18 protein-coding genes and 1 pseudogene are annotated in these 18,410 nt (G+C 33.6%); 3 read left to right on the top strand and 16 right to left on the bottom strand.

Translation table 11 applies throughout. The features are described from left to right. Positions 1-56 precede the first annotated feature (56 nt). From galE to ACHMWN_RS07985, 3 genes and pseudogenes are all read right to left on the bottom strand, one after another. A pseudogene (galE, locus tag ACHMWN_RS07995) lies at positions 57-1,075 on the bottom strand (UDP-glucose 4-epimerase GalE). Beyond that, complete coding sequence (locus tag ACHMWN_RS07990) at positions 1,075-2,064, bottom strand: UDP-glucuronic acid decarboxylase family protein (protein ID WP_397299442.1); 990 nt, start codon at positions 2,062-2,064, stop codon at positions 1,075-1,077. Before ACHMWN_RS07990 ends, galE begins: the two are co-directional and overlap by 1 nt. A gap of 2 nt (positions 2,065-2,066) precedes the next feature. Beyond that, positions 2,067-3,377, bottom strand: a complete 1,311-nt coding sequence (locus tag ACHMWN_RS07985; RefSeq protein WP_397299440.1) for a UDP-glucose dehydrogenase family protein — start codon at positions 3,375-3,377, stop codon at positions 2,067-2,069. Positions 3,378-3,443: 66 nt separating this feature from the next. Here ACHMWN_RS07985 and ACHMWN_RS07980 point away from each other — a divergent pair, with 66 nt between their 5' ends. Further along, positions 3,444-4,640 carry a 3-deoxy-D-manno-octulosonic acid transferase gene (locus tag ACHMWN_RS07980; protein ID WP_397299438.1) on the top strand — a complete coding sequence of 399 codons (1,197 nt, stop codon included), beginning with the start codon at positions 3,444-3,446 and terminating at the stop codon, positions 4,638-4,640. Positions 4,641-4,642: 2 nt separating this feature from the next. Here ACHMWN_RS07980 and hemH read toward each other — a convergent pair whose 3' ends face one another. From hemH to ACHMWN_RS07955, 5 genes are all read right to left on the bottom strand, one after another. After that, positions 4,643-5,656 carry a ferrochelatase gene (gene hemH, locus ACHMWN_RS07975; RefSeq protein ID WP_397299435.1) on the bottom strand — a complete coding sequence of 338 codons (1,014 nt, stop codon included), beginning with the start codon at positions 5,654-5,656 and terminating at the stop codon, positions 4,643-4,645. Positions 5,657-5,659: 3 nt separating this feature from the next. Then, positions 5,660-8,032 carry a carboxypeptidase-like regulatory domain-containing protein gene (locus ACHMWN_RS07970; protein ID WP_397299432.1) on the bottom strand — a complete coding sequence of 791 codons (2,373 nt, stop codon included), beginning with the start codon at positions 8,030-8,032 and terminating at the stop codon, positions 5,660-5,662. Between the two features lie 23 nt (positions 8,033-8,055). After that, entirely contained in the window at positions 8,056-8,907 is an 852-nt protein-coding gene (locus tag ACHMWN_RS07965) for a 4-hydroxy-3-methylbut-2-enyl diphosphate reductase (RefSeq protein ID WP_397299429.1), read from the bottom strand. 59 nt (positions 8,908-8,966) lie between these two features. Continuing rightward, positions 8,967-9,527, bottom strand: coding sequence for a glycerol acyltransferase (locus ACHMWN_RS07960; RefSeq protein WP_397299427.1), 561 nt, complete (start codon positions 9,525-9,527; stop codon positions 8,967-8,969). A gap of 116 nt (positions 9,528-9,643) precedes the next feature. Beyond that, positions 9,644-10,153 carry a phosphoribosyltransferase family protein gene (locus ACHMWN_RS07955; RefSeq protein WP_397299425.1) on the bottom strand — a complete coding sequence of 170 codons (510 nt, stop codon included), beginning with the start codon at positions 10,151-10,153 and terminating at the stop codon, positions 9,644-9,646. Between the two features lie 134 nt (positions 10,154-10,287). On the opposite strand from ACHMWN_RS07955, the gene ACHMWN_RS07950 reads away from it, so the two are divergent. Then, a complete protein-coding gene (locus ACHMWN_RS07950) occupies positions 10,288-10,998 on the top strand; it encodes a head GIN domain-containing protein (protein WP_397299423.1) in 711 nt (236 codons plus the stop codon). Between the two features lie 160 nt (positions 10,999-11,158). Here ACHMWN_RS07950 and ACHMWN_RS07945 read toward each other — a convergent pair whose 3' ends face one another. The 4 genes from ACHMWN_RS07945 to ACHMWN_RS07930 form a co-directional block, all read right to left on the bottom strand. Then, positions 11,159-11,572 (bottom strand): hypothetical protein, encoded by a 414-nt coding sequence (locus ACHMWN_RS07945; protein WP_397299420.1) that lies wholly within the window; start codon positions 11,570-11,572, stop codon positions 11,159-11,161. 3 nt (positions 11,573-11,575) lie between these two features. Beyond that, positions 11,576-12,142, bottom strand: a complete 567-nt coding sequence (locus tag ACHMWN_RS07940; RefSeq protein ID WP_397299417.1) for a hypothetical protein — start codon at positions 12,140-12,142, stop codon at positions 11,576-11,578. Then, a complete protein-coding gene (gene rlmD / locus ACHMWN_RS07935) occupies positions 12,139-13,572 on the bottom strand; it encodes a 23S rRNA (uracil(1939)-C(5))-methyltransferase RlmD (RefSeq protein WP_397299415.1) in 1,434 nt (477 codons plus the stop codon). Before rlmD ends, ACHMWN_RS07940 begins: the two co-directional genes overlap by 4 nt. 169 nt (positions 13,573-13,741) lie before the next feature. Beyond that, positions 13,742-13,852, bottom strand: coding sequence for a phenylalanyl-tRNA synthetase subunit alpha (locus tag ACHMWN_RS07930; RefSeq protein WP_397299412.1), 111 nt, complete (start codon positions 13,850-13,852; stop codon positions 13,742-13,744). A gap of 705 nt (positions 13,853-14,557) precedes the next feature. Between ACHMWN_RS07930 and ACHMWN_RS07925 the strand changes: the two genes are divergently transcribed. Beyond that, positions 14,558-15,028, top strand: coding sequence for a hypothetical protein (locus tag ACHMWN_RS07925; protein WP_397299409.1), 471 nt, complete (start codon positions 14,558-14,560; stop codon positions 15,026-15,028). A 121-nt stretch (positions 15,029-15,149) separates the two neighbouring features. Here the strand turns inward: ACHMWN_RS07925 and ACHMWN_RS07920 are convergent, their stop codons facing one another. The 4 genes from ACHMWN_RS07920 to pheS are packed head-to-tail and all read right to left on the bottom strand — an operon-like array spanning position 15,150 to position 18,371. Continuing rightward, positions 15,150-16,292, bottom strand: coding sequence for a hypothetical protein (locus tag ACHMWN_RS07920; RefSeq protein ID WP_397299406.1), 1,143 nt, complete (start codon positions 16,290-16,292; stop codon positions 15,150-15,152). 50 nt (positions 16,293-16,342) lie between these two features. Beyond that, positions 16,343-16,918, bottom strand: coding sequence for a TetR/AcrR family transcriptional regulator (locus tag ACHMWN_RS07915; RefSeq protein WP_397299404.1), 576 nt, complete (start codon positions 16,916-16,918; stop codon positions 16,343-16,345). Further along, positions 16,918-17,331: a hypothetical protein gene (locus ACHMWN_RS07910; protein ID WP_397299401.1), complete on the bottom strand. Its 414-nt coding sequence runs from the start codon at positions 17,329-17,331 to the stop codon at positions 16,918-16,920. The genes ACHMWN_RS07915 and ACHMWN_RS07910 overlap by 1 nt, the downstream gene beginning before the upstream one ends. Further along, positions 17,331-18,371 (bottom strand): phenylalanine--tRNA ligase subunit alpha, encoded by a 1,041-nt coding sequence (gene pheS / locus ACHMWN_RS07905; protein ID WP_397299398.1) that lies wholly within the window; start codon positions 18,369-18,371, stop codon positions 17,331-17,333. Before pheS ends, ACHMWN_RS07910 begins: the two co-directional genes overlap by 1 nt. Positions 18,372-18,410: the final 39 nt, after the last annotated feature.

Here is an 18,410-nt window from a genome sequence, read left to right as displayed (position 1 = left end):
AATGAGCTATCATGAGCACATCTAGTAATGAATAGTCGATGCTCATGATGGTTCATTTAAAAAGGGTTATCTCTTAAATACTTCTCCCAATTCCATGCAGAACTCATCATTTCATTAATACCCAACTCTGCTTTCCAACCTAAAACAGTATTCGAACGATTTACATCGCCATACGTTTGTTCAATATCTCCTTCTCTACGTGCGCCAATTGCATAATTTAACTTTTCTCCGGTAGATTGTTCAAAAGCATGAATAATTTCTAGTACAGATGAGCCCTTGCCTGTTCCGATATTAAAGATTTCATAATTATCTCCGGTTTCAGCTTCTAATCTTTTAATAGCAGCAACATGCGCTTTCGCTAAATCCACTACGTGAATATAATCTCTTATCGCCGAACCATCTGGTGTATTATAATCATCGCCATAAACAGTAATTGCACCACGTTTGCCAATAGCAGATTGTGTAATAAATGGTACTAAATTTTGTGGTACTCCGATAGGTAATTCGCCAATTAAAGCTGATGCATGTGCACCAACTGGATTAAAATAACGCAATGCGATTACTCTTAAATCTGGTGTTACCGCACAAGTTTCCTGTAAAATTTCTTCAGCAATTTGTTTCGTATTTCCATATGGTGATTCAGCTTTTTTACTGGCGCCGATTCCGTTACTGGCAATTGATCAGGCTGGCCATAAACCGTACATGATGATGAGAAAACTAATTTGATTTTACTATTAAAAGCTGTTATAATATTAATTAAGGAGTAAAAATTATTACGGTAGTATTTTAAAGGCTGTTGAACAGATTCGCCTACGGCTTTAAATGCTGCAAAATGAATAATGCCACTAATGTTTTGATGTTGATTGGCAAATGCATGAACGACTTGCTCATCGCATAGATCAAGTTTTACAAACTCTGGTTTTTTCCCGCTTATTTTTTCAATTTGATCTAACATTTTAGGATCAGAATTTGAAAAATCATCAACAATAATAACTTCGTATCCAGCATTAAAAAGTTCTACAACAGTATGCGAACCTATATACCCTGCACCTCCCGTAACTAATATTTTCTTCATTATTTATTATACGTTTTAAAATTTTTGTGCTCTTTATTTACAAGTGCTTCTTTTGGTAAGGATTTAAAATAATCATATGTAATCTTCAAGCCTTCAGCTCTATTTACTTTTGGCTCCCAATTTAATAATTCTCTTGCCTTGGTAATATCAGGCCGACGTTGTTTAGGGTCATCTGTTGGCAACTCTTTACAAATAATTTTCTGTGTAGTTCCTGTTAATTTGATAATCTCTTCTGCAAAATCTAACATGGTAATTTCATCAGGATTACCAATATTTACAGGTTGAGCATAATCGCTAAACAACAAACGATAAATTCCTTCAATCAAATCATCTACATAACAGAAAGATCGTGTTTGACTTCCATCGCCAAAAACAGTAAGGTCCTCTCCTCTTAATGCTTGTCCAATAAATGCTGGCAAAACTCGTCCATCATTTAATCGCATTCGCGGACCATAGGTATTAAATATTCGTACAATTCTGGTTTCTAATCCATGAAAAGTATGGTATGCCATTGTCATTGCTTCTTGGAAACGTTTAGCTTCATCATATACCCCACGAGGTCCAACTGGATTTACATTTCCCCAATATTCTTCCGGTTGCGGATTTACTGTTGGATCGCCATACACTTCAGAAGTCGAAGCAATTAGCAAACGAGCATTTTTTGATCTTGCTAAACCTAACAAATTATGAATACCTAAAGAACCAACTTTCAATGTTTGAATAGGAATTTTTAAATAATCAATTGGGCTTGCTGGAGAAGCAAAATGGAGAATATAATCTAAATTACCTGGAACGTAAACAAATTTAGAGACATCATGATGGTAGAACTCAAAGTTTTCTAGTTTAAACAAGTGCTCGATATTTTGCAAATCACCCGTAATTAGATTATCCATTCCAATTACATGAAAATCTTCTTTAATAAACCGATCACAAAGATGTGAACCTAAAAATCCAGCTGCTCCTGTTATTAAAACTCTTTTCCGCTCCATGATTAGTTTATTAATTTCCTACCTACACTATTGTAATAATAACCTAAATCGATCATTTTTTGTAAATCGAATAAGTTCCTTCCATCAAAAATCACTTTATTAGTCAATAGCTCATCCATTTTCTCAAAATCTGGATTACGGAACACCGACCATTCTGTCGCAATTAATAACGCATCCGCATTTTGTAAAGCATCGTATTGATTTTCAGCAAAATTGATTTTGTCGCCTAATATTGATTTGACATTATGCATTCCTTCCGGATCAAAAGCTGTAACTGTTGCTCCGTGCTTAATCAATTCATCAATAATATATAAAGCCGGTGCTTCTCTAATATCATCAGTTTCTGGCTTAAACGCCAAACCCCAAAGCGCAAAATGTTTGCCTTTAATATCACCTTTATAATATTTTAATAACTTATCTACTAAAACCGTTTTTTGTTTTTCATTTACATTCATTACGGCTTTCAAAATTTGAAAATCGTAATCATGAGTATCTGCAGCAATAGCTAAAGCCTGCACATCTTTTGGGAAACAGCTTCCTCCATATCCAATTCCTGGAAAAAGAAATCGTTTACCGATACGATCATCAGAGCCAATTCCTTTGCGTATCGCATCTACATCAGCACCTACGATTTCGCAAAGATTTGCAATCTCGTTCATAAACGTAATTTTCGTTGCCAGAAATGAGTTTGCAGCATATTTAGTTAATTCAGAAGAACGCTCATCCATAAAGAAAATAGGATTACCTTGACGAACATAAGGCGCATATAACTCTGTCATTAATTTTTGTGCTTTTTCACTACGTGTACCAATTACCACGCGGTCAGGTTTCATAAAATCATCAACAGCGACACCTTCACGTAAAAATTCAGGATTAGAAACCACATCTATTTCTACTGAAGTATTAGCTGCAAAAACTGCTTGAACTTTATCTGCTGTACCAACTGGAACTGTAGATTTATTTACAATTACTTTGTATTCCGTAACTAGCTTTGAAATATCTTTTGCAGCGCCTAAAATATAGGAAAGATCAGCAGCGCCATCTCCACCTGGAGGAGTTGGTAATGCCATAAAAATTATTTGAGATTCTTTAACTGCAAATGCTAAATCGGTTGTAAACGATAAACGGCCTTGAGCAATATTACGATGAAATAGCACATCTAATCCTGGCTCATAAATTGGAACCTCCCCAGCAATCATTTTTTCAACTTTTGCTTTGTTAATATCTACGCAAATTACGGTATTGCCAGTCTCTGCCAAACATGTTCCGGTAACAAGACCAACATATCCTGTTCCAATTACTGCTATCTTCATATATTAATTGAAGGTTTTAAATTTATTCATTTATCTTCGGACGAAGATAAGAAATTAAGACACAAAATGCTTTGGATTTATAATATTGGAATTGTAATATATGGCTTATTAGTAAGGTTGGTATCACTTTTTAATGCCAAAGCCAAGTTATTTGTGGTTGGAAGGAAAAATATCTTCGAAAAAGTTCAACAGAAAATCAGTACCCATGATAGACCAATATGGTTTCACTTTGCTTCTTTAGGGGAGTTTGAACAAGGAAGACCAGTACTAGAAAAGTTGAAGGCTGATGATCCTTCGCAGAAAATTTTGATAACTTTTTTTTCTCCCTCGGGATATGAGATTAGAAAAAATTACGCATTGGCGGATGTTTTTTATTTACCACTAGATACAGCTAGCAATGCAAAGAAGTTCATAAATAGCGTAAACCCTAAGTTTGCTGTATTTACCAAGTATGAATTTTGGTATCATTATTTTAATGAATTACACGAAAAGCAAACTCCTCTTTATTTAATTTCTGGCATTTTTAGATCAGATCAAGTATTCTTTAAATGGTACGGCAGTTTTTATAGAGGGATTTTAAAATTTGTAACGCACTTTTTTGTACAAAATGAAGAAAGTGTCTCTCTTTTAAAAAGTATTGGTATTAATAATGTTAGTTTAAGCGGAGACACTCGTTTTGATCGGGTGTATGAAAATGCTCAGCAACCTAAAAAATTAGAACTGATTGATAAATTTTGCGGTGCTGATAATGTTTTTATAGCCGGAAGCTCATGGCTACCCGACGAAAAACTATTGGTCTCCCTAACAGTAAAATATCCAGATTGGAAGTTTATCATTGCTCCACATGAAATTGGAATTTCTCATCTTGAAGAAATTGAAAAGCTATTTCCAACTGCTGTAAAGTTTTCTCAATTAAAAGCAAATACATCTCAAGTTTTAATTATCGATAATATTGGAATGCTGTCCTCTTTATATCAATATGCTAACATAGCTTATATTGGTGGCGGTTTTGGAGCAGGAATACATAACACGTTAGAAGCCGCAGCATTTGGTTTGCCTGTAATTTTTGGTCCCAAATACGATAAATTTCAAGAAGCCAAAGATTTAATTACCATAGGCGCAGCCAAAAGTATTACTACAGTTGGTGAATTAATTAGTGCTTTTGAATTTTTTAAAGCAAATGAAATGTCATCTGCTAATGCGAAAAAATATGTAACGCAGAAAAAAGGAGCGACAGAAATGATTGTAAAAGCAATCGCTTAATTTTAGTTTTTCACTAATTCTACTAATGCCTCAATAAACTTTGGATGATCGTTCAAGCTTTCTACCAATTGTACATGTTCACCACCAAGCGCTTTAAATTCTTCATGATATTCTACTGTAATTTCGTATAAAGTTTCCAAACAATCGGCTACAAACGCAGGACTAAAAACCAATAATCTCTTTTTCCCTTCTGCAGCTAATTTCTTTAAAACATCTGTTGTATACGGCTGTACCCAAGGCTCTTTACCCAAACGAGATTGAAAACAAACTGTATATTTATCCTTAGACAATCCTAGTTTTGCAGCAATGAGGCTTGCAGTATGATGACCTTGTGCAGAATAACAAAATTTATTGGTGTCGTTTAATACATCACAACAGTTATCCTTCTTTAAGCAATAATTCCCAGTATGATCACATTTTAACAATTGCCTTTCTGGTAAACCGTGGAAACTAAAAAGCACATGATCATACGTTTCAGGCTGATGCTTAGCTGCATTTTCTGCAAAAACTTCAAGCATTAAATGATTATCGTGAAAAGAATTCACAAATGAAATTGGTGGAATAGTTTGCCACTTACTTACCAATTCCATTACCAATTGCATAACCGAACCTGTACTTGCTGATGCATATTGAGGAAACATTGGGATTACCTTAATGCTTTCTACCAACCCTGCTTTTAATCTTTCTAAAGCACTTTCAATAGATGGGTTTTGGTAACGCATTGCCAACTCTACTTGGTAGTCATCGCCCAGTTTTTCTTGCAGTAAATTTGCTTGAATTTTGCTGTAATATAATAATGGAGAACCTTTTTCATTCCAAATTTCCTTGTATAATTTAGAAGTTTTTGGACTACGAAAAGGAACAATAATTCCTTTTACCAATAGAGTTCTGTTAAATTTAGGGATATCGATTACCCTTTCATCCATCAAAAATTGATCAAGATACCTGCGTACAGCAGGAACATCTGGATTATCTGGTGTACCTAAATTAATTAATAAAACTCCTTTTTTTCCCATAATTTATAATTCGAATATTACACCAAGTGTAGGCAAGATATTCCCACTAGTATTTGTTAATAGTTTTGTTTTAAAGCGTGATGGATCTCCAGGCGCATCTTGTGCATTTCCATTCATATCTCTATCCAACACCAATTGTTGTTGCGTTTCGTATTTATTGTACGTTAGGTTTTGAATGTCCAAATATACGTTAAGGTTAAATTTCTTAAAAGGATACTTTTTATCTACCCTAACATCCAATTGGTAAAAACCCTTTAATCTATTGTCATTCAGCCTATCATAATCCGGAACTCCCTGTGGAAATATGGAATAATTACTTTTTAGTGATGAATAAGCAATATCGTATGGCGTATATGGTGTTCCACCTCCTAAACGAAATTTAGCACCAACTTCCCAATTTTTATTAAATATCTTACCTGCCGTCATACTTAAGATATATCTATTATTCCAACTCGACTGAACATATTCGTTTAACTTATCCTTAAATTCACTTCGAAAAAGTGTTAATGCAAAAATTCCGTAAAAACCTTTATTTAATCGTTGTTGAGCAAAAAATTCTAACCCATAGCTTCTTCCATCAGTTTCTCCAACTACAGGTTTATTTCCAACCACACCAAAATCTGCACCTAAATTTGCCAATGGAATTACATCTCCAAATATCTTAACCATTGGATAACGGCTATAATTTTTATAGAAACCTTCCACCGTAAATTTCGTGTTTTTTAAAGTATTGTATTCAAGGCCAGCTACAACTTGTGCAGAGCGGATATAATTAACATTTGTATTTACTAATGGCCCACCGGTATTATTTCTAAAACCCAATACGGTATAAGCTGGTAATTGATAATAAATACCTGTGTTAAAGTTGAAACTTACTTTCTCGTTAAAGTTATACGAAGCAGAAAATCTAGGCGACAATGTTTTAAGAGGATTTTCTCCTTTTGCGTTAAAATTATTTCCATCTAACCTAACTCCAAAAGAAAGATTTAACTTTTCTTCCAAATATGGAGCACTTAGTTGAGCAAAAGCTCCGTATTTAATGAAATTAATGGCAGAAGTATACCCTTCAACTCCACCTGGTAAAAACTGTAAACTATTCGTTGTATAATCTGCAGTTTCAATTCCTGCACCAAAGTTTATCTTATATTTTCCCTCTCGAGATGAGTTTTCTACTCTCAACTTATTCTCAGTTTCAGTAGAATGATAATCTAATACTTGAATTTTACTTTGGTCATTATCTTGAAATTTATACGCCTTATTATTTAAATAATTTCTGCTTAAAACAAGGGTAGAAAACCCTTTTGAACGATAATTTTTATACACTGCTCCAATGGTATAATTATCTTGTTTATTTTCTGGAAAATTAGCTATTGTATATAAATTACTTTCAGTTTTTTCAGTGTTGAAATTAAGTACCGCTTTATCAATAGCGCCTAAGCCAATTATTATCAACTCATTTTTAGTATTAAATTTTGTTTTAAGCTTAAATTGAAAATCTTGGTAAGAAGGTAAAAAAGGCAAGCCCAATAGTTTGAATAATCCCTGTAAGTAAGATAATCTATAGGATGCCATGTACGTTGTTTTCTTACTAACTGGCCCATCGGCCACTACTGCAAAATCACTAGAACCAACCGTTAATGATGCACCCATTTTATCTGGATTCCCATCCTTTTGTTTAAATTCAAAAACCGAGCTCAAGGCATTTCCTCTTGATGCCGGAAATGCCCCAGAATAAAAATCTACTTCTTTTATAAAATCTACATTAATTAAACCAACTGGTCCTCCAGATGAACCTTGTGTGGTAAAGTGATTAATATTAGGTATTTCTATCCCATCTAAATAAAATCTATTTTCATTTGGCGCTCCACCACGAATAATGATGTCATTCCGATAGCTTACCGGAGCAGAAACTCCGGGTAAAGATTGTATAACTTTTGAAATATCTCTATTGCCACCAGGATTTCTTTTAATCTCCGTAGCACCAATTGTTCTTAACGATAATGGACTTTCTATTGGCTTAACAAACCTTGCTTTTTGAATTACAACTTCATCTAAATTACTTACTTCTGTTTCTAATGTTACATCAAAAACTGTCGCTTTTGCATTATTCACTGCAATATCAAAAACAGATTTAGGCTTATAACCAATAAAATTGATCTTTAAATTATAAACTCCAGGAGTTAAGTTTGATAAACTATAATTCCCTAAACTATCGGTAATGGCATTATTTGTTTTTCCTTGAACAGATACAGTGGCTCCTTCAATTGGTTGATTCGTAAACGAATTGGTAATTTTGCCCTTAATAATAGCATTCTGGGCAAAAACTGTGAAACTTAAAAAAGAAAAAAGAAGTGCTAAAGTAAATTTTCTACTCATTTAATGGTGGTTTTCGGACGTATTTACGAAAGTTTTTCTAACTCAGATTTTACTTCTTCCATTAACCACATTGGTGTAGAAGTTGCGCCACAAATACCAACTTTATCATTTGGATTAAACCAACTTTTATCTAATTCTTCTACATTAGAGATAAAGTAAGAGTTGGTATTGTATTTTTTGCAAACATCATACAAAACTTTTCCATTCGATGATTTTTTACCTGATACGAAGATAATTTTATCAAAGTCTGCTACAAATTTCTCTAGCTCTTCATATCGATTAGAAACTTGTCTACAAATGGTATCATTCGCTTTCACATCATACCCTCTATTCAACAATTCGTCTTTAATTTGATAGAATTTATCTGTGCTTTTAGTAGTTTGACTATACAACGTAAACTTATTCGGCAATTCCATTTCATCCAGCTCTGCTAAATCCTGAAAAACAATCGCTTTTCCGTTGGTTTGTCCTTGTAAGCCTATAACTTCTGCATGACCATGTTTACCAAAAATGAGAATTTGCTCATTATCATCATGTGAATTTTTGATACGATTTTGCAACTTTAAAACTACAGGACAAGAGGCATCAATTAACGTTAAGTTATTATTTAAAGCTAATTCATAGGTTGATGGTGCTTCGCCATGCGCCCTAATTAATACTTTTTCATTAGAAAGCTGGTGCAATTGATCATGGTCTATAATACGAAGTCCTTTCGCTTTTAGGCGTTCTACTTCTTCGTCATTATGTACAATATCGCCCAAACAATATAAATATTCCTCATTATCTAAAATGTCCTCAGCCATATCTATGGCATATACAACACCAAAGCAAAAGCCAGAAGATTTATCGATTGTTACGTTTAAATTGTATCTCATTTTAAATTACCACAATTACACCTACAAAAATACACAAAAAGAGCCTGAGAAGTTAACGCTTAAGATGCTTTTTGTGTTTGTTTTAAAACTGCAGTGTCATAATGTTTATTGTATTCGCTTTTAAGTAATTGCAAACTTATGTATTCTTCAGCTTGCCAACTTGCTAAATAGGCCTTTGCTTTAGGTTTTCTATTGTTAAAATAGTCTGTGAGGATGACCGAAAACACAGTTTGGAATTTCTTTTTGGAAGCATTAATAAGCTGCATCACTCCTTTTTCAAATGCAATAGAATCTACATGAGATGATTTAATTTTTCCCTGTGGAAAGATGAGCACTAAATTTTTAGGATCATCTAATAAAGTACCTGCATAAATTAAGGTTTCTAGCACATCTTTTCCCTTGCTTTCTGGGGCAAAACAGCCAAAATATTTTAAATAATTCAGTTGTTTATAATCATCCGTGGTAACTAGGGCGTGAAACTCTTTTTTGAAAACTTTTTTATTGAGTTGAAACAGCATAAACCCATCCCACCAACTGAAACGATTTGCCAAGAGCAAAACAGCTTCATCTTCCTTAATAACTAGCTGATTATGGGTAAAAGCAGAAAAATCTTTCTTCAAGATATAATTGATATACCATGAATAACAATGAAAGATAAAACCATTTTTACGAGAATGATACATTTAGGAAAATTGCAAAAAATTGGGCTGATTTGCAAATATATTCAATGGAGTAATTAGCTTAAATAAACTCGATCTTCTTCGCCTGCTACATCCATCACTACATCTACATGTTCTTTTAAAATAGTCGAAAGTTCTAATCCTACAAAGTCTGTTGCAATTGGAAAAATCTTATGACTTCTATCTACTAATACCACCGTACGGATTTTTTTATGCGGCGTGTTCAAGAAAACTCCTAAACCGTAAGCTAACGTTTTGCCACTGTTTAGTACATCATCAACTAAAATAATTACTTTATTTTTCCACTCTGATTCTTGTAAATCTGTTTTCGCAACTAATTTGCTGTTCTGTTTCTCAAGATCAATACGCAACATAGTAACTTTAAAACCGGCAATTTCTTGCAATACAGTTTCTAAACGCAAAGCGAGTTTATATCCACGATCCCAAATACCAGCCAACACAATTTCTTTTTCTTCTAAGTTATCTTCCAAAATCTGAAACGCAATGCGATTAATCTTTTGTTCGATTTGCTGTTTATCTAAAATAAGTACTTGATTTTCGGGCATGGTTAAGCGCTTTTATTGTACTGTACAAAAGAACGATTTTAAGCCTCAAAATCAAATAAAAAAATAATTTCAATTTCTTGCAACGTTTGCAGGGGTAAGAGCGTCTAATAAATACAAACCTTAAAAAAATAATTATGAAATTTAGCAGTTTACCCAAATCGGCATGTTTAGTAGCCATTGCCATTTTAAGTTATATAAATACTCAAGCGCAAAGCAAAAATGTAAGTGTAAAAAACTTTAATGCATTAACTGTAAGTAGTGGAATAGATTTGTATTTAACACAAGGTACTAGCGAATCTTTAACTATTAAAGGTGATAACAATTTAATTAAAGATGTTATTGTTGAGCAAAACGGAAATGATGTTACCATTAAATACAAAGAAGGTGTAAATTGGAGTAGGTTATTTAGAAACCAAAGCATTAAAGTGTATGTAAATTTTAAAACATTGAAAAGCTTAACAGCTAGTGGAGGTTCTGATGTGTACACTCAAAACACCCTAAAAGCAGATGTGCTGAATATAAGAGGTAGCGGTGGTTCTGATCTTAAATTAACCTTAGCATGTAAAGATCTAACAGTGAGTGTAAGTGGTGGTTCTGATGCAGATTTAACTGGTAGTGGAGAGAATATGCAGTTAAATGCGAGTGGCGGTAGTGATGTAGATGCATTTAGCTATATCGTAAATTACGCTAAAGTTAATGTGAGCGGCGGTTCCGATGCTAATATTTATGTAAACAAAGGATTAGAAGCTGGCGCAAGTGGCGGTAGCGATGTAAATTATAAAGGAAATGCGTCATTAAAGAAAACCACTTCTTCAAAAAGTGGCGATGTTAATCACGTAAATTAGTACAATTTAGTTTAGTTTTTAGTTTAAGGAAAAGCCAATAGTGTGGATGCGCTATTGGCTTTTGCATTTGCATCATCCTCGCGAAAGCGGTGATCTTAATGCGATGATTATTTTTTTATTGCTTTAGTATACCTAATTTATTTGGGTATGACTAACCAAACTATTTCCCTTTCGGATAAGGATAATAAACAAAGTTCGCTCCTTCAGGTACTACCACAAAAACACACATGTAGTTTTCTGGCTTTTTGTAAGTCTTTAAAAACTGTTCTTTCTTATCAGGATGAATAATTCCTTTTTGGATAAATTCTTCTAACGTTGATGCTTGGATTGTCCAATCCGTATTTAAATCTGCTCTATTTAAAATTATTTCACCTATGCTTACTTCGTGTTGATGTGCAATAAAAATTGGATTTAAGGAAATCCCTTCCATCATAATCTCTACTGCTACTTCTTTAATCGAATCTGCATAAAATGTTAAATCCTTTTCTAAACTTATTAGTGGACTTTTCTTTTCTTTTTTTGGCGATCCGTTTTCATCTGAACTTAAATTGCCCAATAACTCTTCACTCTCCATATCTTAAAACTTGATTTCTTTTTTTAGGGTAATAAATTTATCATCGGTTAAGCTATCTGTTAATAAGCCATAACCTTTATCTGTCTTCACAATTCTTTTAGCAAGTGGATATTTATCAGAGCAAAAATACATACTGCCTTTTTTAACTAATTTCCATTCATTTTTGGCTAATGAAAACAAGTTAACACTCGACCAACAACTGCTAAACCATTCTGGTCTAAGCAATAACTCTGGTTGATTATCGCTATTTAAATCTCCAGCTAAAGCTACATCTGCACCAATTGCATCTTTATAAATTAATATTGGCCAATGTTCATTTGTAAAAAAGATTTGAATGATATATTGTTTTTGTTTATCGCCAATATCATCTTGTATTAGTTTATTTTTAACCACAAATGCAGTGTCAGATTTACTTAGTAAAATAGTATCCACTACTTGTTTTGTGGTATCAACTATCATTTTTGCTTTTGCCAAATCCAGTGCTTTCTCAGACTTTTCTTCGGTTTTAACATTACCTTTACAGGCAGCTAATACAGCAATTAATACTACATAAATCCAACATTTCTTCATGATTTCAGTTGCAATAAAACTACGTTTTCTACATGTTGTGTATGCGGAAACATATCTACAGGTTTAATACGCACTACATCGTATTTTTCTTTTAGTAAAGCTAAATCACGTGCTTGCGTAGCGGCATTACAACTTACATACACAATTTTTTCGGCTTCCATTTCTAATAAACGTTCCACCACATCTGCATGCATCCCAGCTCTTGGCGGATCAGTAATCACTACATCTGGCTTGCCATGCTCAGCAATAAAATGACCAGTTAAAATGTCTTTCATATCGCCAGCGTAAAAAATGGTGTTATCGATTCCGTTAAGCGACGAATTAAATTTAGCATCCTCTATCGCCGTTGGCACATACTCAATACCTACCACCTGTTTTACACTACCTGCAATAAAGTTAGCAATTGTTCCAGCCCCAGTATATAAATCGTACACCAGTTCATCACCTTTAAAACCAGCAAACTCCTTTGTTATTTTATATAATTCGTATGCTTGCTCAGAGTTCGTTTGATAAAATGATTTTGCTCCAATTTTAAATTTAACTACACCTCCATTCTCTACGGGCATCTGTTCAAAAATATGATCTCGGCCTGCATACCTAATTACTTCTTGGTCAAAAATGGTATCGTTCTTTTTCTGATTTTCAATGTAAAGCAAAGCCGTAATTTCAGGAAATGAAACTTTTAAATATTCCATTAAACCATTAATCTGATCTTGCTCCGCATAAGCGAAAACAACAACAACCATCACTTCTCCAGTTGATGAAGTTCTGATAATTAGATTACGTAGCGCACCTTCGTGATTACGCAAATCGTAAAAACTCAATCCGTTTTTTAATGCATATTCACGAACTCTTAAGCGCAAGCTATTGCTTGGTTCGGCTTGCAAATAGCAATGTTCAATATCTAAAATCTTATCAAAACGCAATGGAACATGGAAACCCAAAGCATTCATTTCTCTGCCTTCCGCTTCAAATTCCATGTCAGTTGCATTTAACCAACGTTTGTTCGAAAAAGTATATTCTAATTTATTTCTGTAATATCTATTTACGGCAGAACCTAAAATTGGTTCCATGGTAGATGTATCAATTTTTGCCAAACGCTGTAAGGCAGCTTCTACATTTTTATGTTTAAATTTTAATTGTGCATCGTAGTCCATGTGCTGCCATTTACATCCACCGCAAGTACCAAAATGACTGCAAAAAGGATCTTGACGCAAATCTGATGGGGTCTGAATATGTTCCACAATTGCTTCCGCGAAGTTCTTTTTCTTCTTCACTACACGCACATCAACCACATCTCCAGGAACGGCTTTATCAACAAAAATGACTAATTCATCGGCTTTGCCAACACCTTTTCCCTCTTCGGCAATGTCAATAATACTCAGTCCCGAAATTCGAATCGGCTCAGCATTTTTTCTATTTCTACTCATTGTTGCAAATATAAGTAAAACCTAAAAGAGTAAAGCAGAAAGACTAAAGGATAAAGATTAAAGAAATAATGCCCTATTAATCTGCTAATCTATGGCTAAAAAATTTAAAGCATATTTAGCCCTTCCCTTTGGGGAGGGTTGGGTGAGGCTAAACAATCAACTGATCTTCTTACTTCCCAAAAACTTTAAGGATTAATCCAAAAATGCCTTCTACTAAGTTAAAGCTCATATCAAATTGTTCATCAACCATTACAGAGATTTCTAAAGTTTCTTTACTCATGACGTTTTTATGTTGATAATTATACAAATATAGCTTATTATGAACCAAAAACCAAAACGGTATATATTAATTTTATGTTAAGTTTTTTCCGTCATTCCGAGCTAGTGGAGAACCCGCAGCAATCAGCAAAGCTAAATTCTTTAAATATTGTATCTAGAAAGTTCCTCCATTCCGCGTTGCTCCAGTCGAGATGACGAAGTATAAAAAGATTAGCTCTATTTGGCATTAGAGAGGTAAAAAGAAGTTATAACAAACAATATAAAATGCTAATAATTTGGAAAAAGAGTAATACGATTTCTATAACAGCTTAATCTTTCATTCATACTTCATTCGTACTTAAAACGGAGTTTGTTCGGAGTTAACCGTTGCAAGTCCGAACAAACTCCGAAGAAGCTCCGAAGGAACTCCGAAGAAACTAAGAGCAACTTATACATAAAAATGAATACATAGCGCACTTTTCAGTATAAATTGCAACGACACCTTAAAAGAAAGTTTTATCCCCTAAAGCTGTAAAAGATTTGACAATTTAAATCAATTAAGTGTTTAAACTTATAGTTTGCTAAGGTTGCAAACTTAGAAAGATTAGAAAAGCAGATTGGATTTTGGTTATTAAGACACTAACCAATAAAAGCTTAATTCATATAAGATAATTAATCATTAGATAACATTTTAAATCGTTTTCGGTGATAAATTGTACATTAGTTAATGGAACTACAAAAAATTGCTGAAAACGTACAAATTTTCGGTACAACAGCAGATGTTGCATTATTAGGGTATATAAAACCATTCTACGGGTATGACTTAAAACTTATCTTAATTGTTGCTAAAACAGATAAGTTAATCGATGAGGCATATATAAGAGGATTTACCTCAGCGGCAACAAGCTTTATCAAAGCTGTTTCTGGAAAATCGGAATATTCTCTAACAGTGTATATTAATATCATAGTGGGTCATGATATTGATCCATCAGCTATTAAATTTAGTAAAGGATCAATGAGATCTACTATAGGTGAACGTGAAATTCCAGTTATTTACGATATAAATTTAAAAAAACACTACACTTTTAATTGGTATAATCTATGGGGCTTTGCGCACACCTATTTTTATCTACGTGCAATAAATAAGGCTATTTCTTACTTAGAAAAGAACAACTTTAATTTATTTAATAAAACATAAGTGATTTGGAAATTTAATTTTTAACGTTTTAAAACTTGCCAGATTAAAAAAGATACTTGTTGATAAGCATAAGCATTTTCAGCCATTTCTATTTCTATGACGAAGCTCAAAAAAGGATTTTCTAATAATTAGCCAATAATGTTTTAATATAATTAGGAAATTCTTCCTTACTAACACCATTTAGTCTTTTTAGGGTTGCAAAATAATCTTCTTGTGGCTCTGGGCTGAATAACTTTTTTATCCCTTCAACTCCTAGTTTCTCTTCGATATCTTTACAAACAAGCGCATTTAATATATAGGTAATTGGAACGCCACCATCTACACGGATTTTAAAGTTGGTTGCTAAATCTCCAATATCATCTTTAGGATTTTTAGCTATATATGTTTTAGCAAAAATTGCCAACTTTTCTACACCTACTCCACCAGAGCCCCCAATATAAGTGGCATAACCTTCATCTACTTCTCTAAATTGATGTTGAAACAATATAGATGTATAAAAATGAACAACCTCATGCGGGTACATTTCAGAATTATTTCCCGCAAATAATGTATTTGTCCATTGATGTGCAAATCCGCCAGACAAAGAATAATACATATTTTCAATATAGTCATATCCTAACATCTTAAATAACTGTTCCGGATCATCACATTTATAATACGTTATTTTTAAAGGCTTAATATTAAATTTCTTCGCAAAAGATGTATTAAAACTATTCATCCTATTTGCTTTATCATTATTCAATTTATTTGGATAGATATATTTAATGTCCCCAACTTGCTTTACATTATACAACCTGGTATTGTAGTCAATCGCATTATAGAAGAAATATCCATTGCTGTTTTTTCTTGCTTCAAGCGTTGTAATTAAATTTAATTTTGGAATATTAAATTGCTTCTTGTCAACACCCATATAGGCAATTTTAAGTATATACTTTTCATTACCAATAGGCATTACCGCTAACAAAGTGGGCGTGAAAAAATTCTCGCCATTTGGCATCTTACCTTCAGCATTAAATAACCAATTAAATGGAGTATTATCTTTTAGTAAATAAGCTTGTTCTATGTACGGATTAGATTTAGATGTATCATTTCTAGTCCTCAAAAAACCTTTTAAAGAATTTGTTAATTCAATTCTAATAGTTGTATCCGAAACCAAGTAAAAAGCTGGTTTGCCTATTATTAATACAGAATCAGAAACTTGACCGTAACTTGAATTAATAATTGAACTACAAATAAAAATTGCTAAAATTATTGCTCTTCTCATGAACTCCCAAGTTAATAAAAAGTTTCTAATGAGAAATGAATGGCAAGTAATTACAAAGCCGCCTTTACCAGATAGGGCAATATCTCTTTTTGGAAAGTGACAAAGTTCTTGCGAACATCGGCATCACTAACGGAAGTGAAGGCGAAAGAGAAGACGATACTTTTGCTGGCTTTTAGTAGAAATGCCAATCCACCACGGCGAGCTGGGTTCTTTTTAAAATGATCAAGTTCTAGATACGCAGAAAGTAAAAGTGCTTCTAACTGATCTGAAAGATGTTTTAAGAATTCTTGAGAATTGGCATTTTCACGAACGAAATCCCAACCGATAAACTCATTACAAACGGTGTAAGATAAACGGCAAGTTTTCATCACCAATGCTTTTAAATGCTCTTCTTCACTTGCAAAAGTTACCTTATTGCTTAAAATTTCGTGAAGATTTACATCTAGGTAATCCATTAAAATAGCATCTAAAACTTGTTCTTTGCTATCGAAATATTTGTAAATAGTTGCCTTTGCAATTCGTGCTTTTTTGGCAATTTCATTTACACTGGTTTTATGGTAACCATATTTTCTGAATAACTCTTTAGCAGCTCTTATGATGCTTTCTTTTATTTTTTCTGGTTCCATTAATTGCTTACTTGGATAGTAGAACTTGTGATAATCACAGTGTATTTTTTAAGTGATGTTTTAGCAGGTGCTTTTACCGGACTGCCGTCGTATAATGAGTATTTAGCTCCAGATACTTGGTCTGTTGCCGTTAATGAGGGATCATCTACGATTACTGCATTTTTCTTTTCAGGATTTACAGTACTGCAGCGATCATACGCCACATATGCATTATCCGCCCTGCGATAAATGATAATGCCTGCCACACCATACCCTGTTAAACTTACCGCACCACCTGCTGTGCTTAATCTGCTTAGCCTTGGATCTGTTAATGGTGCACTAAAATTTACAGGCAAATCGGGTATTAGATTTTCTTCTTTAGCACAAGATGCACTAAGTAAAACCATCAAAAATAAACCGATTAGCCTATTCATTATATAATTGCAGTTTTATATTGCTTTAAGAAGCGCACATCATTTTCAGAGAATAAACGCAAATCTTTAATTTCGAATTTTAAATTGGCAATACGTTCAATACCCATACCGAATGCAAAACCACTGTATTTTTTACTGTCAATTCCACAGTTTTCCAATACATTAGGATCTACCATACCGCAACCTAAAATCTCTACCCAACCACTGTATTTACACATTGGACATCCATCTCCTTTACAAATGGTACATGAAATATCCATTTCTGCACTTGGTTCTGTAAAAGGGAAATACGATGGGCGGAAACGCACTTTTGTTCCTTCTCCATATAACTCTTGAACAAAGTAAAATAAGGTTTGTTTCAAATCTGCAAATGAAACGTTCTCATCTACATACAGTCCTTCTACTTGATGAAAAAAGCAGTGTGCTCTTGCAGAAATTGCTTCATTACGGTATACACGACCTGGCATTAATGCTCTGAATGGTGGCTGACCAGCTTCCATCATACGTACTTGTACAGATGACGTGTGTGTACGCAAAGCGATATCGCCTTTTTCTCCTCCTTTTTGGATGAAGAAAGTATCTTGCATATCTCTTGCTGGGTGTTCTTCTGGGAAATTTAGGGCAGAAAAATTATGCCAATCGTCTTCTATTTCCGGACCTTCAGCAACGCTAAACCCTAGTTTATTAAATATTTCTATAATCTCTCTTCTAACTAAAGCCAAAGGGTGACGAGCACCAACTTCGAAACCCTCGCCAGGCAAAGTCATGTCTATTTTAGAACTTTCAGTTTTCTGTTTTGCGCTTGCAGTAACTTCGCTTAACGCTTGATATTTAGCTTCGGCTAATTGCTTAAACTCATTTAATACCTTACCTAAGGTTCTTTTTTCTTCAGGAGAAACCGCTTTAAACTCATCAAAAATATCTTTAATAATACCTTTGGTTCCTAAAAAACGAATGCGGAATTGTTCCAGTTCTTCGGCACTAGTAGTATCAAATGAGTTGATTTCTGCCGTATACTGTGTAATCTGGTCTTGTAACATCTGCCAAATATACAGCAATTTATAGAAATATTTTACAGC

Source organism: Pedobacter sp. UC225_61, assembly GCF_044452285.1.
In the GTDB taxonomy this organism is placed as follows: domain Bacteria; phylum Bacteroidota; class Bacteroidia; order Sphingobacteriales; family Sphingobacteriaceae; genus Pedobacter.
The sequence above is the reverse complement of the archived record's forward strand: the minus strand, read 5'-3'. Positions and strand labels throughout refer to the sequence as shown.